Annotated in this window: 22 protein-coding genes; 14 read left to right on the forward strand and 8 right to left on the reverse strand. The window is 57.6% G+C overall.

From position 1 onward, the window contains the following. Positions 1–29: 29 nt before the first annotated feature. Positions 30–344, reverse strand: coding sequence for a cell division protein ZapA (locus tag ACXADJ_RS16145; protein WP_036533726.1), 315 nt, complete (start codon positions 342–344; stop codon positions 30–32). Continuing rightward, positions 334–567 carry a DUF904 domain-containing protein gene (locus tag ACXADJ_RS16150; RefSeq protein ID WP_156878911.1) on the reverse strand — a complete coding sequence of 78 codons (234 nt, stop codon included), beginning with the start codon at positions 565–567 and terminating at the stop codon, positions 334–336. The genes ACXADJ_RS16145 and ACXADJ_RS16150 overlap by 11 nt, the downstream gene beginning before the upstream one ends. 154 nt (positions 568–721) lie before the next feature. On the opposite strand from ACXADJ_RS16150, the gene ACXADJ_RS16155 reads away from it, so the two are divergent. The 4 genes from ACXADJ_RS16155 (at position 722) to ACXADJ_RS16170 (ending at position 5220) form a co-directional block, all read left to right on the forward strand. Then, positions 722–1276 carry a UPF0149 family protein gene (locus tag ACXADJ_RS16155; RefSeq protein ID WP_028292038.1) on the forward strand — a complete coding sequence of 185 codons (555 nt, stop codon included), beginning with the start codon at positions 722–724 and terminating at the stop codon, positions 1274–1276. Positions 1277–1298: 22 nt separating this feature from the next. Further along, positions 1299–2621 carry a Xaa-Pro aminopeptidase gene (pepP, locus tag ACXADJ_RS16160; protein ID WP_475067808.1) on the forward strand — a complete coding sequence of 441 codons (1323 nt, stop codon included), beginning with the start codon at positions 1299–1301 and terminating at the stop codon, positions 2619–2621. A gap of 110 nt (positions 2622–2731) precedes the next feature. Further along, a complete protein-coding gene (gene ubiH / locus ACXADJ_RS16165; protein WP_475067810.1) occupies positions 2732–4021 on the forward strand; it encodes a 2-octaprenyl-6-methoxyphenyl hydroxylase in 1290 nt (429 codons plus the stop codon). After that, positions 4012–5220: a UbiH/UbiF/VisC/COQ6 family ubiquinone biosynthesis hydroxylase gene (locus ACXADJ_RS16170; protein WP_475067812.1), complete on the forward strand. Its 1209-nt coding sequence runs from the start codon at positions 4012–4014 to the stop codon at positions 5218–5220. The genes ubiH and ACXADJ_RS16170 overlap by 10 nt, the downstream gene beginning before the upstream one ends. Before the next feature lie 20 nt (positions 5221–5240). Here ACXADJ_RS16170 and ACXADJ_RS16175 read toward each other — a convergent pair whose 3' ends face one another. After that, positions 5241–6119: an HDOD domain-containing protein gene (locus tag ACXADJ_RS16175; protein WP_475067814.1), complete on the reverse strand. Its 879-nt coding sequence runs from the start codon at positions 6117–6119 to the stop codon at positions 5241–5243. A 167-nt stretch (positions 6120–6286) separates the two neighbouring features. On the opposite strand from ACXADJ_RS16175, the gene ACXADJ_RS16180 reads away from it, so the two are divergent. Further along, on the forward strand, positions 6287–7492 hold the full coding sequence (locus ACXADJ_RS16180) for a class I SAM-dependent rRNA methyltransferase (RefSeq protein WP_475067817.1): 1206 nt from the start codon (positions 6287–6289) through the stop codon (positions 7490–7492). 59 nt (positions 7493–7551) lie between these two features. Here the strand turns inward: ACXADJ_RS16180 and ACXADJ_RS16185 are convergent, their stop codons facing one another. After that, positions 7552–8715, reverse strand: coding sequence for an imelysin family protein (locus ACXADJ_RS16185; RefSeq protein ID WP_475067821.1), 1164 nt, complete (start codon positions 8713–8715; stop codon positions 7552–7554). Between the two features lie 26 nt (positions 8716–8741). Beyond that, a complete protein-coding gene (locus tag ACXADJ_RS16190) occupies positions 8742–9398 on the reverse strand; it encodes a histidinol-phosphatase (protein ID WP_475067824.1) in 657 nt (218 codons plus the stop codon). Positions 9399–9610: 212 nt separating this feature from the next. Here ACXADJ_RS16190 and rppH point away from each other — a divergent pair, with 212 nt between their 5' ends. Both rppH and ptsP read left to right on the forward strand, forming a co-directional pair. Then, positions 9611–10105: an RNA pyrophosphohydrolase gene (gene rppH / locus ACXADJ_RS16195; RefSeq protein ID WP_028292031.1), complete on the forward strand. Its 495-nt coding sequence runs from the start codon at positions 9611–9613 to the stop codon at positions 10103–10105. A gap of 6 nt (positions 10106–10111) precedes the next feature. Then, positions 10112–12397 carry a phosphoenolpyruvate--protein phosphotransferase gene (gene ptsP / locus ACXADJ_RS16200; protein WP_475067827.1) on the forward strand — a complete coding sequence of 762 codons (2286 nt, stop codon included), beginning with the start codon at positions 10112–10114 and terminating at the stop codon, positions 12395–12397. Between the two features lie 87 nt (positions 12398–12484). On the opposite strand, the gene mepK is transcribed toward ptsP, so the two are convergent. The 3 genes from mepK to ACXADJ_RS16215 all read right to left on the reverse strand — a co-directional run bounded on the left by mepK (position 12485) and on the right by ACXADJ_RS16215 (position 16389). Continuing rightward, positions 12485–13036, reverse strand: coding sequence for a peptidoglycan L,D-endopeptidase MepK (gene mepK / locus ACXADJ_RS16205; protein WP_028292029.1), 552 nt, complete (start codon positions 13034–13036; stop codon positions 12485–12487). A 491-nt stretch (positions 13037–13527) separates the two neighbouring features. Further along, positions 13528–15357, reverse strand: a complete 1830-nt coding sequence (locus tag ACXADJ_RS16210) for a L,D-transpeptidase family protein (RefSeq protein WP_475067830.1) — start codon at positions 15355–15357, stop codon at positions 13528–13530. A gap of 207 nt (positions 15358–15564) precedes the next feature. Continuing rightward, positions 15565–16389 (reverse strand): NRDE family protein, encoded by an 825-nt coding sequence (locus ACXADJ_RS16215; protein ID WP_475067832.1) that lies wholly within the window; start codon positions 16387–16389, stop codon positions 15565–15567. Positions 16390–16606: 217 nt separating this feature from the next. Here ACXADJ_RS16215 and ACXADJ_RS16220 point away from each other — a divergent pair, with 217 nt between their 5' ends. From ACXADJ_RS16220 to chrA, 7 genes are all read left to right on the forward strand, one after another. After that, positions 16607–17395 carry a sulfite exporter TauE/SafE family protein gene (locus ACXADJ_RS16220; RefSeq protein WP_475067836.1) on the forward strand — a complete coding sequence of 263 codons (789 nt, stop codon included), beginning with the start codon at positions 16607–16609 and terminating at the stop codon, positions 17393–17395. A 166-nt stretch (positions 17396–17561) separates the two neighbouring features. Next, positions 17562–18377: a prolipoprotein diacylglyceryl transferase gene (lgt, locus tag ACXADJ_RS16225; protein WP_028292027.1), complete on the forward strand. Its 816-nt coding sequence runs from the start codon at positions 17562–17564 to the stop codon at positions 18375–18377. Between the two features lie 41 nt (positions 18378–18418). Then, entirely contained in the window at positions 18419–19213 is a 795-nt protein-coding gene (thyA, locus tag ACXADJ_RS16230) for a thymidylate synthase (protein ID WP_475067841.1), read from the forward strand. A gap of 343 nt (positions 19214–19556) precedes the next feature. Next, positions 19557–21236, forward strand: a complete 1680-nt coding sequence (locus tag ACXADJ_RS16235) for a putative bifunctional diguanylate cyclase/phosphodiesterase (protein ID WP_475067843.1) — start codon at positions 19557–19559, stop codon at positions 21234–21236. Positions 21237–21323: 87 nt separating this feature from the next. Then, entirely contained in the window at positions 21324–21833 is a 510-nt protein-coding gene (locus ACXADJ_RS16240; RefSeq protein ID WP_475067845.1) for a dihydrofolate reductase, read from the forward strand. Between the two features lie 129 nt (positions 21834–21962). After that, a complete protein-coding gene (locus ACXADJ_RS16245; RefSeq protein ID WP_475067847.1) occupies positions 21963–23033 on the forward strand; it encodes a patatin-like phospholipase family protein in 1071 nt (356 codons plus the stop codon). Positions 23034–23249: 216 nt separating this feature from the next. Continuing rightward, the gene (chrA, locus tag ACXADJ_RS16250; protein ID WP_475067848.1) at positions 23250–24443 is read left to right on the forward strand and encodes a chromate efflux transporter; all 1194 of its coding nucleotides are present in this window, start codon (positions 23250–23252) and stop codon (positions 24441–24443) included. The last annotated feature ends 240 nt before the right edge of the window (positions 24444–24683 follow it).

A 24683-nucleotide genomic window follows, 5' to 3' on the forward strand; every position in this document is an offset into this window, starting at 1 on the left:
TAACAAAGATGGCAAAGAGATGTGAAATTTCACAATTCCCGCTGAGAAGATTCATTCAGTGCATCTTCCAGAGCCTGGTTGATTTCACTGATTAATTGTTCTTGCTCGTGCTGTTCTGTCTGAATTTCGAGCAATTGATGGGCGATATTAAGGGCCGCAATCACCGCAATTCGGTCGATGCCGGGCACCTTGCCGGACGCCGTGCTGGCGGCCTTGATTTCTGACATCTTGCTGTCGAGCAAGTGTGCGGCATTGCGTAGCTGCTGCTCGGCACCGGCCGGGCAGTTGATACGATAGTCGCGCTCGAGAATCGTCAGATTGATGGTATTTACTTCACTGCCCACAGTTGCGCTCCAGGACCTGCAATTTCTGGATCATTTCATGAACCTTGCGCTTGGCCAGCTCGTTCTGCTGGACCAGCATGGCACGTTCGGTATGCCACTGGGCTTCTTCAGCACGCATGCGCTGGTTTTCCTCCTTGAGTTCCTGTTGGACCTCAAGCAGTTTCAGAATGCGCTTTTGTAGAGTCAGCAGTTCGTTGGCGGCCATGGCAGGATTATCTGACATATCTCCTTTAAGGGACGCCTACTATAAAAGTCTGTGCTTAACATGGTCAATCGGCCTGCACGCTTTTCCGTGCAACACACGGATGTCAGAGGAAACGCAGTCAGCGGCTGGTGATGGGTGTTAGAATGGTCGCAGAGAATAGTTTGAGGTTGTTATGAAGATCGATTTCGCCAATACCGCCGACCTGTGGCTGGAGTCACGTTGTTACCAGTCACCGTCTGCCTTGCATGGCTGGCTGAGTGGCTATCTGGCCTCCGGTGCCCGGCTGACGCCGCAGCAATGGATGGCGGAGGCGCTGGACTATCTGGAGCTGGACGAGACGCCGGCGGATAACCTCACCGCCACCTTGCGCCAGTTCTACGATGCCGTGCTGAACAGCATTTCGGCTGAGGAAATGGCTTATGAGCCATTGTTGCCAAAAGACGAAGACGCCGACGTGCTGGAGCAGGTCGAGTGTCTGGCTGAGTGGAGCAAAGGGTTTCTGGACGGCTTCGGAGCTTCCGAGCAATCCGGTGGTCAATTGCCTAAAGACGTACTGGAAGTGCTGAACGATCTGGACGCCTTTTCCCAGGCTCGTATCGAAGACGACAAGGACCCGGACAACGAAGCCATGTATCTGGAACTGGCCGAGCACGCCCGGGTTGCTGCCCTGACCGTGTTCTACACCATGAACCGCTCCAGTGGCGGTGCCAGCACCACACTGCATTGATTTGTACCCAACAGGAGGCCGCATGAAACTGGATGCCACTGAATACCCGCGCCGTCGCGGACAACTGATGTCGCAGCTGTGCGAGAACAGCATTGCCATTATTCCTGCGGCAGCCAGCCACGTGCGTAACCGCGATGTGGAATACCTGTACCGTCAGGACAGCGATTTTTACTACCTCACCGGCTTCGACGAGGAAGAAGGCGTACTGGTGCTGATCCCTGGCCGTGAGCACGGCGAGTACGTGCTGTTCTGTCAGGAAAAAGACAAGCAAATGGAAACCTGGACCGGCCGTCGGGTTGGTCCGGACGCCGCGCCTGAGGTGCTGGGCTGTGATGATGCTTTTCCGGTGTCCGACATCGACGACATCCTGCCGGGTCTGATCGAAGGCCGTGATCGTATCTACGCCAACCTTGGTGTGTCGCCGGAGTTCGACCAGCGTCTGATGGGCTGGGTAAACCACATCAAGTCGCAGGTGCGTAACGGCTCGCGTCCACCGCGCGAATTCTGCGGTCTGGATCATATCCTTCACGAAATGCGCTTGATCAAATCCGATGCTGAGGTCGACGTGATGCAACGGGCGGCGGAGATCAGCGCCGAGGCCCATTGTCGTGCCATGCAAATGGTGAAACCGGGCATGTACGAATACCAGCTGGATGCCGAAATCACCCGCACCTTTATGGCGGCGGGCAGCCGTTGGCCGGCTTACCCGTCGATTGTTGGCGCTGGGGAAAATGCCTGCATCCTGCACTACACCCGCAACGATATGGAAATCAGGGACGGCGATCTGGTGCTGATCGACGCCGGTTGTGAACTGGATTATTACGCCTCTGACATTACCCGTACCTTCCCGGCCAATGGCAAATTCTCGCCAGAACAAAAGGCGCTGTACGAGTTGGTGCTGCAAGCCCAGTACGCTGCCATTGACGAAGTGAAAGCCGGCAAGCACTGGAACGACCCGCACGACGCTGCGGTGAATGTGCTGGTCAGTGGTCTGATTGAGCTGGGGCTGCTTGAGGGCACGCTGGAAGCCAATCTGGAGTCCGGTGACTACCGTCGTTTCTACATGCACAAGACTGGCCACTGGCTGGGCATGGATGTCCACGATGTTGGTGAATACCGCGTCGACGGTCAGCCTCGCATGTTGTTGAACGGCATGGTGCTGACGGTCGAGCCGGGCCTGTACGTGGCTCCGGACGATGACTCGGTTGAAGCTCGCTGGCGTGGCATTGGCATCCGTATCGAAGACGATGTGGTGGTGCGCGAGGACGGCTGTGAAATCCTTACCCGTGCGGTACCGAAGACCGTTGAGGAAGTGGAAGCCCTGTGCCAGCAAGGTCTGGACTGAAACGCCTCAACCTTGATAGTGCGCAGTGGATCGCCGCTTTCCGGACGGGAAGCCTTGACCGCGACTGTGTGGCCGGTCACATTGGCCACACCTGAAAGCATGAGCAGAACATGACCCAACTGACCGATTCTGAAACCCTCTACGACGTGCTGATTCTGGGCGCCGGTATGGCCGGTGCCAGTCTGGTACACATGCTGTCACCGGCCCTGCAAAGCGGCATGAACGTCGGCCTGATTGATCGCCAGTCGATCCAGTGGGACGACGACATCCTGTCGCGGCCACCCAGCTTTGATGGCCGTGCCACCGCCCTTGCCTGGGGATCGCGCCTGCTGTTGCAACAGATGGGCTGCTGGGACGCGATTGCCTCCCGTGCCTGTGCCATTGAGCACATTCAGGTGTCGGATCGCGGCCGTTTTGGCCAAACCCACCTGCACCACACCGAACAGAACGTTGAAGCATTGGGCTACATTGTCGAAAACGCCGTGCTGGGGCGAGCGCTGCTGAAGGGGCTCTCCGAGCTACAAGCGCCGCAAGACGGCGGTGGCCTGACGCTGTTGCCACATACCCAGGTCGACGCTGTGACCATGCGAGGCGAAGGCGCGCAGCTGAGTCTGTCGGACGGTCGTCAGTTAACCACCCGTTTGCTGGTGATGGCCGACGGTGCCCGCTCCGGTCTGTCAGCGCAGCTGGGCATTCAGCACCAGCGCAAGGAATACGGCAGCCACGCGATTGTGACTCAGGTCGAAATGGATCGGGATCACGGTCATTGGGCTTACGAACGTTTCAGTGACCACGGCCCGGTGGCGTTTTTGCCGCTGCACAAACACCACTTTGCGGTGGTCTGGACGCTGGAACCGGAGCAGGCCGAACAGGTGTTAGCTGCCCCGGACGATGAATTTATTCGCCAGTTGCAGGCGCAAATTGGCTATCGCTGTGGCCGCATTCTGGCACTGGGTCAGCGTCAGAGTTATCCGCTGGCGCTGGTGCGCAGTACCGAACAGGTACGTCAGGGATTGGTCTTGCTGGGCAATGCGGCCCATAGCTTGCACCCGGTGGCCGGCCAGGGTTTTAACCTTGCTTTGCGTGACACCGCGGCCTTGGCCGAAAGGCTGTTGCAGCAATGGCAGCATGGACAGCCGTTAGGTGATATCGGCATGCTGACGGACTACGTCCAGCAGCAACAGCAGGATCAGGCCAATACGGTGATGGCCAGTGACTTGCTGCCACGCGTGTTTGCCAGCCGCGGCAGGGCAATGGCGATTGGTCGCGGGCTGGGACTGATGGCGTTAGCCTGTATGGATATTCCACGACGCCTGCTGACCTTGCATGCGATGGGTGTTGGCCAGCAGGCAGCCCGAATTCGAACCCCGGAATCGATTGGAGAATCCCCATGCGCGTAGATGTTGCAATTGTTGGTGCGGGCATGGTGGGACAGGCGCTGGCAGCAACGCTGGCGGCGGCGTCATCCGGCTTGCGTATCGCCCTTGTGGACCCGGCGCTGGCGCGTCCGGTTGAGCTACCAGAATCAAGCCAGACGGACGTTGATCAATGGGATCTGCGCGTCAGTGCCCTGACCGCGCGCAGTCAGAGCATGTTGGAAGCCTGTGGTGCCTGGCAACATCTACGTCCGGCACGACGCAAACCCTACCGCCATATGACGGTGTGGGACGCCGACGGTACCGGCCAGGTGGAGTTTGACTGCACCGACCTGCACGCCCCGTGTCTGGGTCATATTGTTGAAAACCGCGAAACCCTGGCGGCGTTGGATACGGTGGTGCGCGAGCAAACCGACATCCAACGCATCGCCCAGCCTGTCAACGCCATCGATAACCAGACACCAGAGGGTTACACCCCGGTGCTGCTGGTCGATGGTACTCGTCTGGAGGCCAAACTGGTGGTGGGCGCTGACGGCGCGCATTCCCGCGTGCGCCAGTGGGCAGGTATTGCCACTCGTGAATGGAATTACGATCACCACGCCATCGTTGCCACGGTGAAAACCGAACACTCAATGCAGCAAACCGCCTGGCAGCGTTTTCGACCGCAAGGCCCACTGGCCTTGTTGCCTTTGGCGGGCAGCGATCAGCTGGCATCAATCGTTTGGTCAACGGTGCCTGAAGAAGCCGAGCAACTGATGCAGTTGGACGATGACGGCTTCTGTGAGGCGCTGACGGCGGCTTTTGAAGGTCGTGTGGGCACGATTGAAGCCGTGTCCGAACGGCAATCCATCCCGCTGCGTCAGCGTCACGCCAAACACTATTCCTTGCCGGGTGTGGCGCTGGTTGGCGACGCTGCTCATACCATTCATCCGCTGGCAGGGCAGGGGGTTAACCTCGGCTTCAAGGATGTAGAGGTGCTGGCGGAAGAGATTCTGGCGGCTCACAAGCGTGGCGTATCGCCGGGCCATGAGCTGGTGCTGGCGCGTTACCAGCGCCGTCGTCAGGCCGACAACCTGACTACCATGGCGGCCATGGAAGGGTTCAAGCGCTTGTTTGCGGCAGAGGCCCCCGCCATTCGGCTGTTGCGTAATATCGGTTTGAAGCAGTTCGATCGGCTGGTGCCGGTTAAACAGCATGTGATGATGGCGGCGATGGGGTTGTAACGGCTTGCTACAGGGCCGCACTACCAGCTGTAGCTGCGCAAACCGATGCCCAGCTCTTCAAAGTTCGCCTCCATCTGCTCCATGTCATAGGCCCCCAAGCCCAGGTACGTCAGTACTTCGTCCTTGATCAGCTCCCACTCCTGATCGACCTCTTGCTTACCCAGAATGCGATAGTTACCGCACACGTGTTCGGCCATTTTCAGGATCGCCAGCAAGGTTTTACCCTCTGAGTCCTTTTGGTGGTTGGCATTGAATACGCGGGTGGCGCTGTGGTGTTCGGCAATCACATCACAGAGGATTTTCGGCAGGTGCCAGGATTTGGCGGTGTAATAGCCAATCACTGCATGGTTGGTGCTGAGCTCGGCATTTTCGACATCCACCACGCGTTTTTCCGGGTGTGCATAGGAACGCTCCATCACATCGAGATAATTGTCGTAGCGGCTCATTAACAGTGGAATACCGGCGTTGTGAAACAGCCCCAGCAGATAGGCCATGTCGGGGTTGGGGTAACCCACTTGTTTGGCAATCTGGGTGGCGACCTGGGCTATGTCAGTGGCAGTGTCCCAGAAACGGTTCATGGTGACGATGGTTTCATCACTCATCTGGCTCTTGATCGACAGGCCGTTGACCAGATTGATGACGCTGGCAATGCCGATCAGATTGACCGCCTGATTGATCGAGGTGATGCGGTTTTTGAGGCCAAAAAACGACGAATTCACCACTTTCAGAATGGTGCCCGCCAGTCCAACGTCTTGCTGTATCAATTCAGAAATGCGCCCTATATCCGGCTCGGGCATGACCTGTTCCATCTGCAGATCGACCAGAATCTGGGGCTGCGGTGGAATCTTGATGCCTTGCAGGATGCACTGGATTTGCTCGTCGGTTAACGTTTGGGTCATGAAAACGTTCACTCCGCTGCGTTCTCGGGGATTCTGGTCAGTTTAGGCAAAAAATCCGCCTCCAGAGCAGCAGCAACGAAACGTCACAGAGGATTCGGCGTTTGACGGCTTCGTCCGATATAATGCGCCGCTTTTTGCACCATCAACCTGACCGCGGAATCACTGCCATGTCTTCAGCTCTCCCTGTTTTGCGACTCAAGCCCAAGGCCGAGCGCCGTCTGAAATCCGGCCACCTGTGGGTATACAGCAACGAAGTGGATATTGCCGCCACGCCGCTGAAAGGCATGCAGCCAGGCACGCAGGTGGTGATCGAAGCCGCCAATGGCAAGGCACTGGGCAGTGCTGTGGTGAGCCCGGAGCAACTGATCTGCGCCCGTCTGATCAGTCGCGACAGCCGTCAGCAGCTGGACAGCTCGCTGATTGTGCACCGTCTGAAAATTGCGCTCAGCAGCCGTGAGCTGTGGTACCCGGGTGGTTGTTACCGTTGGGTGTATGGCGACAGCGACGGTTTGCCAGGTCTGGTCATCGACCGTTTTGGTGACGTGGTGGTGGCGCAGATTTCCAGCCCCTTGATGGAAGCCATGAAGCAGGACATCGTCGATGCCATCATGAAAGTGGTGTCGCCTGAATGCGTGGTGCTGAAAAATGACGGCAAATTGCGCGCGGTGGAAGGCCTGCCTGAGTATGTGGAAGTGGTTCACGGGGCACTGGAAGATGGTTGTGCGCCGTTAATTGAAAACGGTACCCGCTTTATGGCACCGGTGCTGGAAGGTCAGAAAACCGGTTGGTTCTACGACCATCGTGAAAACCGCGCCGTGGTTAACCGTCTGGTGGGCGGCAAGCGTGTGCTGGACGTGTTCAGCTATGTCGGTGGTTGGGGCGTACAGGCGGCTAATCACGGCGCCAGCGAAGTACACTGTGTTGATGCCTCTGGCTTCGCGTTGGACTGGGTTGAGCAGAACGCCACCCTGAACGGCGTTGAAGAAAAAATGCACTGCTGGGAAGGCGATGCCTTTCAGGCGCTGCGTAACCTCAAGGAGCAGGGCGAGAAGTTCGACGTTATCATCGTTGATCCGCCAGCCTTTATTCCACGTCGCAAGGACATCAAGGCCGGCGAGCAGGCTTACCACCGCCTGAATCAGCTGGCGATGCGGTTGTTGAACCGTGATGGCGTGCTGGTGGCGGGTTCCTGCTCCATGCACCTGGCGGAAGGTCGTCTGCCGGAAATCCTCCGTACCCTCGGTCGAGAGCTGGACCGCGATGTACTGATTCAACACGTTGGCGGCCAGGGTGCTGACCATCCGGTGGTACCGGCCATCCCGGAAACCCGCTATCTGAAAGCAGTATTTGCGCGGGTTCTGCCAACCCGCTGATTTATCAGCGATGAGGCGGTTCTGCCAACCCGCTGATCGGTTAAGCGATCAGCGGCTGTTTAATAACCGTGGATGCGGATGTTCAACGCTGTAGCGGTTTCATCCAGCAGCCCTTGCAGGTAATCCAGTTTGGCAGCCGTCAGCGGTTCGGGGATGTTATCTGGGGCCGATTCTGAAGCACCAGCCGTCGCCAGTATGGCCTGCCAGCGATCCAGCAAATCCGGTTCGTCTGTCAACACGATGGGCAGGGCGCCGGGGTCGCTGTTCGTTCCTTGCAGCCAATTCCTCAATCCTTGCAGCAGGGCCTGATCTTCCAGAGCCTGTTGTTCAGCGTGCTGTTGGGCGCTGAACTCACTGCGCACATCCTCGTTTTGCTGATGCTGACGGGCAGCGTCCAGCCAGTGCTGGGTCGCGATCAGGGCTGCGGTTAACGCGGCGCTTGGCAGGCTGTCGTTCATCAAACGGGCGTAGTAGCCGGTTTGAGGCTCCCAGCGTTGTTGCAGTTGGCTGGCATGTTCCCGCAGCAGTTGGCTGGCGAGAGTCAGGTAAGTGCGGCGACGGTCACGATGGCGATGGCCCGGTGCCTCATTGTTCGGGGCCGACTCAGCGGCCAGAAAATCGCTGGCCGGGCGCTGACCATCACTGCCCCACAACAGAAACTCGACCACATGAAAACCGACACTGGCCGACCAGGGGTCAATCGAACGATGTTGTTGCAACAGCGCTTCGGTGGTCAGTGGCAGGGCCAGATCGTTGACGATACCAGTGTGCGGGTAGCCGGGCAGGTAGTCCAGATAGCCCCCTTCAATCGGCCAGCTGTCCAGCTGTTGCATCAAATCCCGGTAACCACTGCGCTGACGCTGCCATTCAACCGGATCGGTGATCGGCAGATAGCCAAACAGGCGCACCCGCAACAGGGCGTTGTAGGCTTCCTGCCATTGGCGGCGGGTGTATTGCAGCCCGGCGTCGTCGGGTGCTGCCAGAAACTGCTGAATGGCGTCATCGAGGGCGTTGGCACTGGCGGCCAGTTGCACGTGGCCGTCGTTGGCCAGATGCAGCAGGTGCTGGTTAAAGGCTTCCTGCTCATTATTATGGCTCAGTATGGTGTCCGGCCCCGCTGGGGTTTGCAGGCGGTTCGGCTCGGGCGCATCGCCGCAGGCGGTCAATAACAGAGTCATGGCAATGGCGGTTATGCCGCTACTGCGATGGATGGGCCAGTGCATATCGGACTCCTTGTCGGCGGGTGGAATCAGTCTCTCAGTGAGATGATTGGCCAGCCCAGACGTTCCGCTTCCGCGTTCAGGGTTGGGTCAGGATCGACCGCTACCGGGTTGCTGACCAGTCGTAGCAGCGGCAGATCGTTGCGGGAATCGCTGTAGAACCAGGCGTCTTTCATGCTCATGGCATGCTGTTCCAGCCACTCGATCAGACGGGTCACCTTGCCTTCCTGAAAACTCGGAATGCCTTCGATGGCGCCGGTGTATTGGCCATCTTTCATTTCCGGGTGTGGCGCGATGATGTGCTCAACGCCCAGCTCTTCCGCAATCGGGTAGGTAACAAAGCCATTGGTGGCGGTGATGATCAGGATGGTATCGCCCTGAGCGCGGTGTTTTTGCAGGATGTCGCGGGCTTTTTGGGGAATCAGCGGCTTGATGCGTTGTTCCAGAAAGGCGTCGCGCTCGGCCAGCATCTGCTCCAGTGGGTAGGTGGTCAGTGGCTTGAGGGCAAAGTCGAGGTATTCGTGAATGTTCAGTGTGCCCGCTTTGTACTGTTCGTAAAACACATCATTACGATATTTGTGAACTTCCGGGTCGACCAGACCACGGTCCACCAGATATTGTCCAAAAGCGTGGTCGCTGTCTGCCGACAGCAGCGTGTGATCGAGGTCGAAGATTGCCAGAGCCAAGAGATTCTCCCGCGCAGGTTACACAAAAGAACAGTATTCTATGCCGAATAAACGCGCCTTTCCTTATAATTCTTTGGGCGTAACAGAGGGCTCCAACAATAATAATGAGTGCCCGGCAGTGGGCCTGACCTGTGGCAAATAGCGGTTGCGTCTTGACCTTTTGAGCGAAATGGGCAAGTTTTGCAGGTCTGTAATATTTCTCGGATGGCATTGTGATTGATGATCAGGGTTACCGCCCGAATGTAGGCATCATTATCTGCAACGATGTTGGCCAGGTTCTGTGGGCCAAGCGCATCGGACAGGATGCCTGGCAGTTCCCTCAAGGTGGTATCAAGCAGGGGGAGTCTCCCGAACATGCGTTGTACCGGGAGCTGCAAGAAGAAGTCGGGCTGGCAAAAAGTGACGTACAGATTCTGGGCTGCACCCGCGGCTGGTTGAGGTATCGCCTTCCCAAACGAATGATTCGTCAGGGCAAGCAGCCGGTGTGTGTGGGCCAGAAGCAAAAATGGTATTTGCTGAAGTTGGTGTCCGGTGACGCCAGCATCAAGGTGGATGCCAATGAAAAACCGGAATTTGATGGTTGGAATTGGGTCAGCTACTGGTTTCCGCTGGGCGAGGTCGTTGCGTTCAAACGTGACGTTTACCGCAGGGCCATGACCGAACTGTCACCCAAGATTGCTCGTTTGCAACGCAAACTCAACACCTGAGGTTATATGCTCGACATACTGCGCCGCATTGTACAGGAAGTCAGTACAGCCACCGATCTGTCGGATGCGCTGCGCGTCGTAGTAGCAAGAATTCGGGAAGCCATGAACACCGAAGTGTGTTCGGTTTACCTGCTCGACAACGACACCAAACGCTATGTGTTGATGGCCACCGAAGGCCTCAAGCAGGAAGCGGTGGGTCGCGTCAGTCTGACCTCGTCACAGGGCCTGGTGGGTCTGGTTGGCGCCCGGGCTGAACCTATCAACATTGACGACGCGCCGTCGCATCCCAAATTTCACTTCCTGTCGGAAACCGGCGAAGACCCGTTCAACTCTTTCCTGGGTGTACCCATTATTCACAACAAGCGCCTGATGGGCGTGTTGGTGGTGCAGCAGCGCGAGAGCCGCCAGTTCGACGAAGGGGAAGAAGCGTTTCTGGTCACCATGTCGGCCCAGTTGGCCGGGGTGATTGCTCACGCCGAAGCCACCGGCAACATTCTTGAGTTGTCGCACAAGCATAAGCGTAAAGAGCGCAAGACTGCGCGCTTCAACGGCGCTCCGGGTTCTGCTGGCGTAGGTTTGGGGCAAGGCTATGTGCTGATGCCAGCGGCCGATCTGTCGACGGTGGCGGACAAACAAATTGACGATGTAGATGCCGAGGTTGAACGCTTTGAACAGGCGTTGGAATCGGCTCGCAAGGAAGTCCGTCATCTTGGTTCCCAGCTCAGTGATGAGCTGCGGCCGGAAGAGATGGCGCTGTTCGACGTCTATATCAACATGCTCGATGACAACGCCCTGGGGGCGGAAGTCAACGCTCGCATCCGTGAAGGCCAGTGGGCACCGGGTGCCCTGCGTCAGGTGGTGATGCAGTACGTCGGCCACTTCAAGATGATGGAAGATGTCTACCTGCGCGAGCGGGCAACCGACATCATGGACCTCGGAGTTCGCATTCTGGCGCATCTGGAAGGTCCAACCGAGCGTCGTGAAGACAGCTTCCCGGATGATTGTATTCTGGTCAGCGAAGAGCTGACACCGGGCATGCTGGGCGAAGTACCGCCGTCGAAGCTGCGTGGTCTGGTGTCGGTGAAAGGCTCGTCCAACTCCCACGTTGCGATTCTGGCTCGCGCCATGGGTATTCCAACGGTGATGGGGGTGGTGGATCTGCCCTACGCCAAACTGCACGGTAAGGACCTGATCGTTGATGGTTATCGGGGCATCCTGATTTCCAACCCGGACAAGGACATTCGCCAGCAGTATCAGGAAATTTTTGAAGAAGAGCAGGCACTGCAGGAAGACCTCGAAGTGCTGCGCGATGAACCGGCTGAAACAAAAGACGGCCATCGCATTCCGCTGTGGGTAAACACCGGTCTGTTGACCGATGCCTTGCGCAGCCTTGATCGCGGTGCCGAGGGCGTGGGCCTGTACCGCACCGAAGTGCCGTTCATGATGAAAGATCGTTTCCCGTCGGAAAGCGAACAGCAAAAAATTTACCGCGAGCAGCTGGAAATGTTTGCGCCGGCGCCGGTGACCATGCGGACGCTGGATGTTGGCGGCGACAAGGCCCTGACCTACTTCCCGATCAACGAAGCCAACCCGTTTTTGGGCTGGCGCGGGGTGCGCGTTACCCTCGACCACCCGGAAATCTTTCTGGTGCAGATCCGGGCGATGCTGAAGGCCAGCGCCGGGCTGGATAACTTGCGCATCATGCTGCCGATGATCAGCAGCGTTAGTGAGGTCGATGAAGCCCTGCACCTGATCTACCGCGCCCACGCGGAGGTGATAGAAGAAGGCTTCGACGTGGTGATGCCACAAGTCGGCGTCATGATCGAAGTGCCGTCGGCGGTGTTCCAGATTCGTGATCTGGGACTGCGGGTCGATTTTCTATCGGTCGGTAGTAACGACCTGACCCAATACCTGTTGGCAGTTGACCGTAACAACCCGCGTGTCGCCGATCTCTATCAGGCGTTTCATCCGGCGGTGTTGAATGCTCTCAAGCTGATCGCCGACGGCGCCCATGAAGTGGGCAAGCCCGTCAGTGTGTGTGGCGAGTTGGCCGGTAACCCGTTAGGCAGTGTGCTGTTGATGGCGATGGGCTACGACATGCTGTCGATGAACTCGACCAATTTGCCGAAAGTGAAGTCGGTGATTCGCGGCATCAGCCACGAATGGGCCAAGCGCTTGCTGGATCAGGTGATGCAGATTGAAAGCGCCCATGTGATTGCGGCCATGGTGCAGCTGGCGCTGGAAAAAGAAGGCTTTGGCCGAATCATTGGCCCGGCGTCCGGGCGCGGCTAACGTCAGTACTTAGCATCAAAAAAAGCGTTGCCGGCTAACCGGCAACGCTTTTTTTGTGGCTGTTTATCGCCCGCAGTCGGGCTGGACTCAGGCGGTCCAGCGACGGGTACGGCCGGTATCGATGTGAATAAAACCACTGCGCGGGTAGTAGCCAACGCCGCCTTCACCGAGGCCAACGGCCGCCTTGTGGAGGGAGCGATGGGAAACGCCCGGAATGCGGATATCCACAGCGCGGCCCTGCATGTGCAAACTGCCTTCAGCCACCCCGGAGGTGGTTTTGCGCAGGGAGCTGTTGCTTTTCGGCGAGCGGTAGCCGGAAATGATGTACACCGGCTCGCGTGAGGCAAAGGTTTGTTGCAGGTAATGAATGCGATCGTACAGGCCTCGCTGAATCGCATTGACGCCGCCAGAACGGTGGTCACGCAGCAGGTAGTCCAGCTGCTGAAGCTCATCCTTGATGTAATGACCATCGGCCCAGTAGGTCGATTTGATGGTTTCACCGGTATGGATGTTATAGAGCTTCAGTGTGCGCTCTCCTTGTGCCACTTGCTGTCCTGCCAGAAGCTCATGACTGGCGCCCGCCAGCCACAATCCGGAAGTTAACTGTACTGCTGAACGCAGAAAACCCCGACGCTGCATTTGTTAAACCTTGTGACGAAATGTGTGTGGTTAGTATGCGTACATCTGGGCAGAAGTTAAGGAACCAGTACATCAGAAAGGCGGGTGTGACAGGCACGACAGGAAACCGTGATTTCTGACCCCAATTAGGCGTCGGAAATGTGTCATGGATAAGGACCCTCTGAATAACTCGGTGCCCGCTCTGGATGACAGGGCGCAGCTGAATCACGAAGCTGATTTGTAGGCCTGACGGGTCAAGTCAAAAATCAGCGACACAGAGTCAGCAATGCCCTGTCATCCCCTTTGGGCGCGGCCTGCAGGCCGCCAGAACGGTGTTGGCGAATTTGGAAAGGGCCAGCCATTCCGCTGCATTCGCCGCCTTGTTCTGACAACCTGCAGGACTCGCGCAGAGCTGTGCAGAGTTATCAAGAGGGTCCTTAACGCCGGAATGTCGTCGAATACGGGGATTTTGGGTCAGTTGCAGTTTGGGATATCAGAAGCTGTTCGGGATATCAGAAGCTGATATCCCGTGGTCCGGTGGCAATACCGGCGATGATGTCGCGGCGATAAACGTCGTCGCGGATTTGCAGCTGGCCATCCTGATTCACCCAGGCGGTCCAGTACATCAGGTGCACGGGCACCGGATTGCTGAGGCGCAGGCGAGTAGTGCGATTCTGGGCGATGGTTTCTTCCACTCGCTGGCGGCTCCAGCCCAGTTGGCCTTTCAGTAATACCTCGGCCAGCTCCATCGGTTTTTCGACTCTTACACAGCCGGAGCTGAGCGCACGGCCATCCAGACTGAACAGTTCTGGCTGTGAGGTATCGTGCAGATAAATGGACTGCGGGTTCGGGAACAGGAATTTCACCGAGCCCAGCGCGTTGGCGCCACCGGCTTTCTGAATAATCCGGTAGGGGAAATTACGACGGGACACCTGATGCCAGTCGATGTCATCCGGGTTCACAAATTGATCCTGGCCGTCAACACGCTCAACAATCTGGAAGCCCTTGTCACGAATGTACTCTGGCTTGCGGCGGAATTTCGGCAGCAGATACTGGGTGGCAATACGGTATGGCACCACCCAGGTCGGTGCCAGCTCCATCTGGCTGATCTTGTGGGTCATAACCGGTGTGCGGCGGCTGAGTTTGCCAATGATCACCTTCATTTCCAGTTCAACATCACCGTCTTCAACGTACTGCAATTTGTAGTCGGCCATGTTGACCATGACGTGGCGCTGACCCAAATCAGCGGGTAGATGGCGCCAGCGTTTCATATTAAGAGCGATTTTCTGCGCCACCTGATAGGGCGTCAGGTTTAGCCAGCTGAGGGTTTCGGCGTCTACCCGGCCGCTGGGCTCGAGGCCATAGCGTTGCTGGAAATGCACCAGCGCCCGGGACAGCGGTTCGTCGAACAGCAGTTCTTCGTCAGCAGGGGTGCTGGCTGCCGGAATATCGTTGCTGGAATCTGTATTGGTTTCGCTACGACTGTCGATCAACCACTGGAACGCAGAGGATTCGAGGTCACCGTATTGCACCAGCATGTTGCGCAATACCGGTACCGCCGGATGACGATCACCGGGTTTCAGTTCCAGAGGTACGGGCAGTGGCTGCCAGTCGCCACGATTGGCCAGTTCCAGATACCGGTTCAGTTCCTTGCGCAGTGCCATGTAGCCGCGATGCTGCGGCACCAGTTCTTCCATCAGCACCGGCAGTTCACGCTGCTGCAAGGCGTCGTTCAGCAGGTTCAATACCGATTCGTCGGTGATGCGAGGGTCGCTGTCGCTGCTGGATACCCGTCGTACCGGGTGGTCGTTTTCGTTGGTGTCCGGCACCAGCTGCTGATTCAGTACCTGTTTGGTGTAGGTCATCCAGGCGTCTGTTAACAGCACATCGATAGCAGTGGCGCGTTCGGGGGTGTTGCTCAACTGGTGGACTTCACGCAGCAGCACGTGCAGTGCGTAGTCGTAGCGTTGCCAGTCGTCGGCGGAGGTTTCCTTGAGGGCCTGAATCAGCTCACGCGCGGCTGGGGTCAACTCGTAGTTGTCGAGCCATACCGGCTGATAGTCGCGGGCCAGGTAAAAAGGTTCCAGCGCACGGATGTGCTTGAGGCGCACTTCGCCTGCAACCCGACGGGCGTCTTCGATCAGCCAGCGTTCCATGTGTTCGCGGGCGACGGAAGGTGGCATGACCGGCTTGGTATTGATGCTGGCTGACAGGGCGCCAAACAGCAATACAAAGCAGGCCCCGGCGATCATCGCTGTGATCATCAGCGGGCGGCGTCGCTTCAGTTTCAGCAGTCGCTCGCGCTCGATGGCGCGCTGTAGGGAATGTGATGTTCTTCGCATAACCTGAGTATGGACAAGGATCAGGCCTGCAATCGGGCTGTTTTTTGCTAACGCAGGGTGCGTTTTGTAACCCCCTGTCGGGCTACCCGGGTGTCAGAAATCTTTTCTGTGATTTTTCACCGGGTTGCGTCGTTATTTTGTAACTGCCGGTAGATCGACACCTGCTGCTGCCCGGCGTTTTAGCAACTGACTTTTGTGACAGCCTGACTACTCGAGAGATACCAGCCCCTCGAAGACGCCATTGCGCAGTTGCCAATGGCCGTTTTGCTGTGCACTGCCATCGCGTGTCCAGCTCTGTTCAAAGAGGCGAAAACAGCGGGCAGTTTGGTCATTGGCAGACGCTTCGTCGAAGCCACGCAAAACCGTGCTGCAACGGGTGCCGTATTCCGGGCTGATGATCTTCTGGGCCGACAGCAACCGCTCCCACGCCAGTGGTACGCCGGTATCCGGCAAGTGCGAATCCGGCCAGCGGCGCGGATCGCTGAGGACGTGGTTCAGTAATTGTGACGGTGAACGGGTGCCTTGTTGACGTTGTTGCCACAGTTGATTCAAGGCCTGACGGGCTTTTGGCCAGTCGCTGTTCAGGTGGGCGTTGCTTAGCACCTGCAACCCTGCTGCGAGCGGCCGAGCAGTAAAATGGGGCCAATTACAGATGTACCAGAGCGTATGGCGATTCCCTACCAGCAGGTTAAAGCGGCCATAGCGGTCGGCGCTGGCATGCAGCTGCTGGGCAAACTGCTGTGGTGTGGCGTCGCTGTTGAGATAGTCGCAGATCAACTCGCCCCGTGAGCATTTATCCACTTCCGGACCTGCGTGGCCGTCCCGGACATTGGTCAGTGCGGCGAAGCGCTCACTGCGGTTGATTCCGAGCCAGCTGCCGCCCTGTTGCAGGTCGCGGCCCGCCAGAATGTGGGGTTGGTCGGGCCAGGGTGCCATGGCCGCCGTCGGACGGGCGTGAAATTCATCGCGGTTGGCAACCAGCAGCAGCCAGTCGGCTTGCGTCGGTTGCCAATCCAGTACGATCAGGCACATAGCAATGACTCCCGGTGTCTCTGTGATGAGACCGAGGTTAGCATGCTGTTCGCTATCACAGGACCGCTGGTTCATAATGCGGCGCCGGTTTTCGGGGTTTCTCTTTTGAGTTTCTTTGTTTGAGTGTCGTTGACCGTTTCGTTTTATCTGCTTACCTGCCATGACTGCGGTATGGATGGCGTGGTAGTAAACGGATAACGGTGACAGGAGGGGCGTTGTGACCTCATTGATTATGTATCTGTTGGTAGGCGCGGTGGCTGGCACGCTGGCGGGCCTGTTTGGCATTGGTGGCGGCACCGTGATTGTTCCGGCCGTGTTGTTCGGGCTGGCGGCTCAGGGTGTGGCACCGGAAATTGCCCCCCATATTGCGGTAGCCACCTCGCTGGCAACCATTGTGTTTACCTCGCTCAGCTCCATTCGTTCCCACCATTTGCTGGGGGCGATTCAATGGCCGGTGGTGAAGTTGATGGCGGCGGGCATCGTGCTGGGGACTGCTTTGGGGGTGCTGGTCAGCGTCAAAATTCCCGGTGATGTGCTGTTGCTGCTGATCGGCAGTTTTATGGTGCTGGTCAGTATCCAGATGTTTTTTGGCCTGCAACCGAAATCCACCGGCAAGGCTCCGGGTAGTAAAGAGCTGGTGGGTGCTGGCGCTGTGATCGGTTTTGGCTCGTCCTGGTTTGGTATTGGTGGCGGTATCTTTGCGGTGCCGTACCTGACCTGGCGGTCGTTTCAGATGCGCAGTGCCGTGGCGGCATCGGCGGGTTGTGGTTTGCCCATTGCGGTTACCGGGGCGCTGACCTACATCGTCTCCGGTTGGCAGGCGGCGGGTTTGCCAGCCTGGAGTAGTGGCTATGTGTACTGGCCTGCGGTGGCTGGCATCGTTGTAACCAGTGTGCCATTTGCCAAGGTGGGTGCGCGACTGGCCCACTCCCTCGACCAGAAAAAGCTCAAACGCGGCTTTGCGTTGTTGCTGCTGCTGGTGGGCATCAAGTTCCTGTTTTTCTGACGGCCTTGGCATTTTCCTGTTTTAACGGTCTCGTAGAGCATGGCAACGTCATATGGCTGTCGAACAGTCATGGTATGTTGGCCGTCTTGTTAAATAGATGAATTAATCCGCACGGCGACGGTCAGACCTCGCCGTTGCAAGGTGAAGATTACGCAAGGAAGTCTGCATGTTGACCTATCCTCAGATTGACCCGGTCGCTATATCCCTCGGTCCATTACAGGTGCACTGGTATGGCCTGATGTATTTGCTGGCGTTTGGTACCGCCTACGCGCTGGCGACCTACCGTGCCCGCAAGCCCAACTCCGGCTGGACCGACCAGATGGTCTCGGATCTGGTGTTCTACGGTGCCATGGGGGTCATTCTGGGTGGCCGTATGGGCTATGTGCTGTTTTATAATTTTGGCCAGTTCCTGCAAGACCCGCTGTGGCTGTTCCGGGTGTGGGAAGGCGGTATGTCGTTCCACGGCGGGCTGCTGGGCGTGCTGATGGCCATGCTCTGGTTCGCGCGGAAGTACAAGCAGAACTTCTTCGATATTGGTGATTTTGTTGCGCCACTGGTGCCGGTGGGGTTGATGTTCGGCCGCATTGGTAACTTTATTGGCGGTGAACTGTGGGGCCGTGTGGCCGACCCGGCGGTGGTGCCGTGGGCAATGGTGTTTCCGCGTGCCGACGACTTGCCGCGTCACCCGTCACAGCTGTATCAGGCGGGTCTGGAAGGGCTGCTGCTGTTTGTGGTGCTGTGGTATTACTCCAGCAAGCCAAGGCCGCGCATGGCCGTGGGTGCGGCGTTCCTGATGGGCTATGGCATCCTGCGTTCGTTCGCCGAGTTCTTCCGCGAACCGGACGCCCAGATTGGCTTTGACCTGTTCGGCTGGCTGACCCGTGGGCAGCTGTTGAGCTTCCCGATGATCCTCGCCGGACTGATATTGCTGGTGTTTGCCTATCAGCGCAATAAAATGGCCCCCCACAGCGTCCAGCGTTAAACGCCGGAGCGGATTTTGATTACGATTTTTGAAGGTAGGTTATGAAACAGTACTTGGATCTGATGCGTCATGTACGCGAAAACGGTGTTTTCAAGGAAGACCGCACAGGCACAGGTACCTACAGCTGTTTTGGTTACCAGATGCGGTTTGACCTCAGTGAAGGCTTCCCGCTGGTCACCACCAAAAAGCTGCACCTGCGTTCCATCATCCACGAACTGCTGTGGTTCCTCAGTGGCGATACCAACATCTCCTACCTGAAGGAAAACGGTGTCTCCATCTGGGATGAGTGGGCCGACGAAGAAGGCAATCTGGGCCCGGTGTACGGTTCCCAGTGGCGCTCCTGGCCAACCGCCAGCGGCGAACACGTTGACCAGATTACCCAGCTGGTGGAGCAGATCAAAAACAACCCGGACTCCCGTCGCCTGATCGTCAGCGCCTGGAACGTGGGCGAAATCCAGAACATGGCGTTGCCACCGTGCCACGCGTTTTTCCAGTTCTACGTTGTCGACGGCAAGCTGTCCTGTCAGCTGTATCAGCGCAGTGCCGATATCTTCCTTGGTGTGCCGTTTAACATTGCCAGCTACGCCTTGCTGGTGCACATGATGGCGCAGCAATGTGATCTGGAAGTGGGTGACTTTGTCTGGACCGGTGGCGATGTGCACCTGTACGCCAACCACCTTGAGCAAACCGATGAGCAGCTGTCGCGCGAGCCGCTGCCGTTGCCGAAGCTTTTGATCAAGCGCAAGCCGGAAAGCATTTTCGACTACCGCTTTGAAGACTTCGAAATCGAAGGCTACCAGAGCCACCCGCACATCAAGGCGCCCGTCGCTATCTGATCCGCTGCCCTCGGCACCGTATCGTCATCAAAGCCCTGCACCGCAGGGCTTTTTTGTGTCTGGCGTTTTCAGTAGGCGTTCTTCAGAGACATTTGTTTTGTGGTGTTTGTGGAGCAACTGGCTCAAACGGTTGTATCTGAGCGACTGAACTGACTCTTACTGATAATTTTCACGGCCGTCCGGTGAAATGCAAACTGCTGTCTATACTTCGGGAGTCGTTCTGAATAATTCTGCGCCGCTCTGTGCGAGTTATGCCGGTTGTTCAGAACAGGCGGTGAATACAACGAAATGGCCAGCCCTTTCCGAATTGACCCTATTTATGATGTATCTGAAGCCGAGAGTTATGGATTCAAGCGCGCCGTATCCACATTGCACGACGTTGCTGGTGTTCCCGGTATCCGAGCTGAAACCGAGGGTAAACAGCAGTATTGCCCAGGAGCCCATGCTGCAGATTGAGCAAATCTGCGACCGCTGGCGGCAGCCGGAGGAAGTGGTGTGCCTGATCGCCAGCCAATGCGACGATGCGCTGGTGACGCTGGTGGAAAAGATTCGCCTGAAACTACCGTCAGCCCCCTTGATGGTGGCGCTGGTCGATATGCTGAACGAACAACGGCTGATTGCTCTGGGCGTACAGGAAGTGTTTCCGCTGCAACGGACGCCGCAGCAGGAGCTGGATCGGCTGGTCGACCGTGCCATTGCCCGCATGGAGCACGAATTGCGGCTTCGTCAGTTATCCCATTTTGACCCGCTGACCGGGCTGGCCAATCGGGTGCTGTTTCAGGATCGACTGGAACAGAGCCTGATGGGTGCCCGCCGCAATGGCACCGACGTTGGCCTGCTGTTTATCGACATCGACCGCTTCCGGGTGGTGAACGACATCTATGGTCATGCCTTGGGCGACGAACTGCTGCAAGCCTGCTCGGCGCGTTTGAAAGACAAATTGCGCCGTTCGGACACCGTCGCTCGTCTGGGTGGCAACAGCTTTGCCGTAATTCTCGATGCGGTGCGCAACATCGCGGTACTGACGTCGGTTGCCAGCAAGCTGTCGGAAGCATTGCGAGCGCCGTTCAAAATCGGCGATCACGAAATTTTTGTCACCATCAGCGTCGGCATCGATATTTCCAGCGAAGCCAACTACGACCCGGCACAAATGGTTCGCCGCACCGAGCTGGCGCTGCATCAGGCCAAAAGCGATGGCCGTAATGCCTGTCAGGTGTTTACCCAGCAGTCGGCACCGATGGACAAGATTCGGGTTGGTTTGGAAGCCGCATTGCACCATGCCATGGAGCGCGATGAGCTGCGGCTGGCCTATCAGCCGCAAGTATCCGTGTGTGGGCAGCAATTTGTTGGCGTTGAGGTACTGCTGCGTTGGGAGCATCCGGTACTCGGTATGGTGGCGCCCAATGTGTTTATTCCGGTACTGGAAGACACCGGCCTGATCGAGCCGTTTGGTGAATGGGTGCTGCGCAGCGCCTGTCAGCAATATAAGCAATGGCTGGATGAAGGTCTGGTAGGCAACGCCAGCAAAATTTCGGTGAACCTGTCGCCCCGTCAGTTCCGCCAGCGTGATCTTGGTGAACGTATCCAGCAGGCGCTGTACGACACCGGCTTGCCGCCGGAAAACCTGACGCTGGAAGTGACCGAAAGCACTCTGATGTACAACCTCGAGCAAGGGGCATCGATGCTCAGCGAAATGCGCTCGCTGGGGGTCAAGGTGGCCATTGATGACTTCGGTACTGGTTACTCATCGTTGTCGTACCTGAAAGACCTGCCGATTGATTTTCTCAAGATCGACCGTAGTTTCGTCAAGGACATCGTTGACGACAAAAACGACGCCGCGATTGCCAACTCCATCATCGCTCTGGCCCACAATCTGGGTCTCAAAGTGGTGGCAGAAGGGGTTGAGAGTCAGGACATCCTGGATGCGCTGGCGTTTTTTGGCTGCGACCAGTATCAGGGTTACTTCTTTGCCAAACCGGTGTTTGCCGGCGACATTCCTGAGCTGGTTAGCCAGTGTGGCTGAGCCGAGGGTGAGCAGGCTCAGGGTTTCTGGAGCATTGCGCCGTTGACGGTTATCATCCGGTGTTTCCCAGCTCATGATGCTCGCACTATGAAACTTGCCCTGATCGTCGCCATGTCGCGCAACCACACCATTGGAATCAACAACCAGCTGCCGTGGCATCTGCCAGGTGATCTGAAGTTCTTCAAGAACACCACCATGAGCAAGCCGATTGTGATGGGCCGCAAGACCTTCGAGAGCATCGGCCGCCCACTGCCGGGCCGTCCCAACATCGTGATTACCCGCAACAGCGACTTCGAAGCCGAAGGCGTTGCCGTGGTGGCCAGTCTGGAAGAAGCCATCGAGCAAGCAGCCCGTTTGACCGTGCAGGCGGATGTGGAAGAAGCCATGATCATTGGCGGTGCTGAAATCTACCGTCAGGTACTGCCGCTGGTGGATCGCATGTACATCACCGAAGTGGATGCCGAGATCGAAGGCGATGCTTTTTTCCCTGAATTTGATGTCAGCCGGTGGCGTCAGGTAGAGCGTGAATCCCATGCGCCGTGTGAGAAAAACCCGTACCCGTACAGCTTTGTAACCTACGAACGCATTCGCGACTGAGGCAACGGCACCCGCGCTCAGCCACTCGGCAACAGTGTTTGTCAGCACAGGTCATCGCATCTGTGCCCGAGTGGCGTTAGCCTGACGCACATTCCCCAACGGTTTAGCTTTCTCCCCACGGTTTCCCTTATGGCCAATCTGCCCCTCAAAATATTCGCTGGCAAAGATGCGTTGCAGCACATTCGTGAACACGGTCTCAAGCCTGACGATATCAAGATGATTCTGGGCGCATCCGGTGGCCCCAAGTGGCTGTCGCTGGCGGCGATGGACAAATACCTGCTGAGCGAATGGTTTGCCGACCGTCGCGAGCCGCTGCACCTTCTGGGTACCTCGGCCGGAGGCTGGCGCATGGCGTGTTACGCCCAGAACGATGCGCTGGCGGCGCATGCCCGTTTATTGGATGCCTATGTTGAGCAGCGCTATTCGGCCAAACCGACACCGGGAGAAGTGGCGGCGGAATGCCGCCGCATGCTGGACATCTTGCTGGGTGACCACGGCCTGGAAGAAATCCTTAATCACCCGGTGATGCGCTACAACACCATGGCGGCGCGTTGCCGCGGCCTTACCGGCAGCGACACCAAGTGGCTGCAAACCGCGGGCTGGATCGGTGCGATTGGGGCCAATCTGGTATCGCGCAGCGCCATGCGGCCGTGGGTAGACCGGGTGTTGTTTCATCATCCGGATAAACCACCGATTGACCATTTCCCGCACCTGCCTGCCCAGCAAGTAGCGCTGACGGCCGACAATCTGCACAAGGCGATTCTGGCCACCGGCGCAATTCCGTTGGTGATTTCCGGCATTCGCGACATTCAGGGCGCACCGCAGGGCACCTACCGCGACGGCGGTATTACCGACTACCAGTTCGATCTGCCAGTGCTGCCAGAAGACGGCTTTGTGCTGTATCCGCACTATTTTGCCCAAGCTCCGAAAGGCGGCTGGTTTGATAAAAAGCTGCGCTGGCGCACGGTATCGCGGGAGCACTACCGCAAGACCATCATCATTGCGCCGTCGTGGGAATTTGCCGCGACCTTGCCCGGCGGCCACATCCCCGATCTGGAAGACTTCTACGACTTCGACAACGAACCGCGCATTCAACGCTGGCGAAAAGTGCTTGGCCAATGCGAAGTGTTAGGCGACGCTCTGGATCATATCCACAGCCAGAACCGCTGGGCCGAGGTGGCCGAACCCTTGCCGTGGTGAGTTAGTCGGGCGTTTGGCCCGGATGGCTTTGTGTGCCGTGCGCAGGATGGATTTGTGCGCAGGATGGTGCGCGGTGCACACCCTACAAAATATCCTCCGACACCCGACACCCGACACCCGACACCCGACGTCTGGCGTCGCAGACTGGCCTTCCTGATCACACGCCGTACAATCCTGCTGGCAGAATTTCAGCTGATAATAAAACGGATAGTGATCATGAAAACCGTGTTGGAAGTCTTCAAAGCCTTCTGGGTACTTGGGCTGACGTCGTTTGGTGGCCCGGTCGCCCACCTTGGTTATTTTCGAACCGAATTTGTGGAAAAACGGCGCTGGTTGTCGGATCAGGCCTATGCCGATCTAGTGACCTTGTGTCAGTTCTTACCCGGCCCGGCCAGCTCGCAGGTGGGCTTTGGCTTGGGGTTAATGCGCGGTGGTTTCGCTGGGGCGATAGCGGCCTGGTTGGCGTTTACGCTGCCGTCAGCGTTGGTACTGGTGCTGTTGGCCAGCTGGGCTGGGGTCAGTGACTCACCACTGTTGATCAGCATGCTGCATGGCCTGAAAGTGGTGGCAGTCGCCATTGTTGCTCACGCTGTGCTTGGCATGGCCAAAAGCCTTTGCCCTGATCGTCAACGGGCGTCGTTGGCAGTCATTGCGGTGGCCTTTGTATTGCTGCTGGGCGGTATTGAAGGCCAGCTGGCGGCTATTTTTGTGGGCGCGCTGGGCGGCTGCTGGCTGTGTCAAAATGCTGTTTCCGGTAGCGGCGCCAACCTGTCGATCAAAATCTCCCGTACTGCTGCCTGGTTCAGCCTGCTGTTGTTTGCTGCGCTGCTTTTGATCATTCCTCTGCTGGCTTCTGGATCTTCCTCGTCTCTCTTGCAGGCGTTCGACAGCTTCTATCGCGCCGGTGCTCTGGTGTTCGGCGGTGGCCATGTTGTGCTGCCGTTGCTGGATGCTGAAACCGTGCAGCTGGGGCGTGTAGCCGCGGATGATTTTCTGGCCGGTTACGGTGCCACTCAGGCCATGCCCGGTCCGGTGTTTACCTTTGCAGGTTTCCTCGGTGCTGAATGGGCACAGGCCCTTGGCGGCTCAACCGCTGAGATTCTGACACTGGCTGGTATTGCACTGGTCGCTGTGTTCTTGCCGGGGTTCCTGCTGTTGATCGGCGTGCTGCCATTCTGGTCGGCGTTGGGCCAGCGTACTGGTATTCGGGCGGCCATGGCCGGTGCCAATGCGGCAGTGGTAGGTGTGCTGGGTGCAGCGCTGTATCAGCCAGTGTTCACCAGTGCGGTAACGTCCTCGGCGGAGCTGGTGCTGGCGTTGTTGTGCTTTGTGCTGCTGACCAGCTGGAAAGCGCCTTCGTGGGCGGTGGTGATTGTCGGGGCGCTGGGTGGTTTGGTGATTGGGTTTTAGCTGTGACGGTTCGAGTGAACCAGGTTCGAGGGAATCTAAGCTGTTTCCATACGTCGTGGCGGTTCACACCACTCGCGCCTTGAGATGAGCCAATTTGAATAAAAGCGAATAGAACATCCGGCCATGGATGGCCGGATAGCTCTGTTGAGGCATGGATGCCGAATCAGAGCGTGTTCGTTATGAGCTTGAAAGGCAAATTGACCAGCGAATCGGAAGCGCGATAGAGGTGTGCCGCCATGG

It is taken from the genome of Oceanobacter sp. ABM4_470 (assembly GCF_056158645.1).

Coding starts and splice junctions, on each gene's coding strand:
- ptsP (WP_475067827.1), top strand. CDS start 10,112: ATGCTCGACATACTGCGCCGCATTGTACAGGAAGTCAGTACAGCCACC.
- ACXADJ_RS16155 (WP_028292038.1), top strand. CDS start 722: ATGAAGATCGATTTCGCCAATACCGCCGACCTGTGGCTGGAGTCACGT.
- lgt (WP_028292027.1), top strand. CDS start 17,562: ATGTTGACCTATCCTCAGATTGACCCGGTCGCTATATCCCTCGGTCCA.
- ACXADJ_RS16185 (WP_475067821.1), bottom strand. CDS start 8,715: ATGCACTGGCCCATCCATCGCAGTAGCGGCATAACCGCCATTGCCATG.
- ACXADJ_RS16150 (WP_156878911.1), bottom strand. CDS start 567: ATGTCAGATAATCCTGCCATGGCCGCCAACGAACTGCTGACTCTACAA.
- ACXADJ_RS16240 (WP_475067845.1), top strand. CDS start 21,324: ATGAAACTTGCCCTGATCGTCGCCATGTCGCGCAACCACACCATTGGA.
- mepK (WP_028292029.1), bottom strand. CDS start 13,036: ATGCAGCGTCGGGGTTTTCTGCGTTCAGCAGTACAGTTAACTTCCGGA.
- ACXADJ_RS16210 (WP_475067830.1), bottom strand. CDS start 15,357: ATGCGAAGAACATCACATTCCCTACAGCGCGCCATCGAGCGCGAGCGA.
- ACXADJ_RS16175 (WP_475067814.1), bottom strand. CDS start 6,119: ATGACCCAAACGTTAACCGACGAGCAAATCCAGTGCATCCTGCAAGGC.
- ACXADJ_RS16170 (WP_475067812.1), top strand. CDS start 4,012: ATGCGCGTAGATGTTGCAATTGTTGGTGCGGGCATGGTGGGACAGGCG.
- ACXADJ_RS16235 (WP_475067843.1), top strand. CDS start 19,557: ATGGATTCAAGCGCGCCGTATCCACATTGCACGACGTTGCTGGTGTTC.
- ubiH (WP_475067810.1), top strand. CDS start 2,732: ATGACCCAACTGACCGATTCTGAAACCCTCTACGACGTGCTGATTCTG.
- ACXADJ_RS16215 (WP_475067832.1), bottom strand. CDS start 16,389: ATGTGCCTGATCGTACTGGATTGGCAACCGACGCAAGCCGACTGGCTG.
- pepP (WP_475067808.1), top strand. CDS start 1,299: ATGAAACTGGATGCCACTGAATACCCGCGCCGTCGCGGACAACTGATG.
- ACXADJ_RS16245 (WP_475067847.1), top strand. CDS start 21,963: ATGGCCAATCTGCCCCTCAAAATATTCGCTGGCAAAGATGCGTTGCAG.
- chrA (WP_475067848.1), top strand. CDS start 23,250: ATGAAAACCGTGTTGGAAGTCTTCAAAGCCTTCTGGGTACTTGGGCTG.
- ACXADJ_RS16180 (WP_475067817.1), top strand. CDS start 6,287: ATGTCTTCAGCTCTCCCTGTTTTGCGACTCAAGCCCAAGGCCGAGCGC.
- thyA (WP_475067841.1), top strand. CDS start 18,419: ATGAAACAGTACTTGGATCTGATGCGTCATGTACGCGAAAACGGTGTT.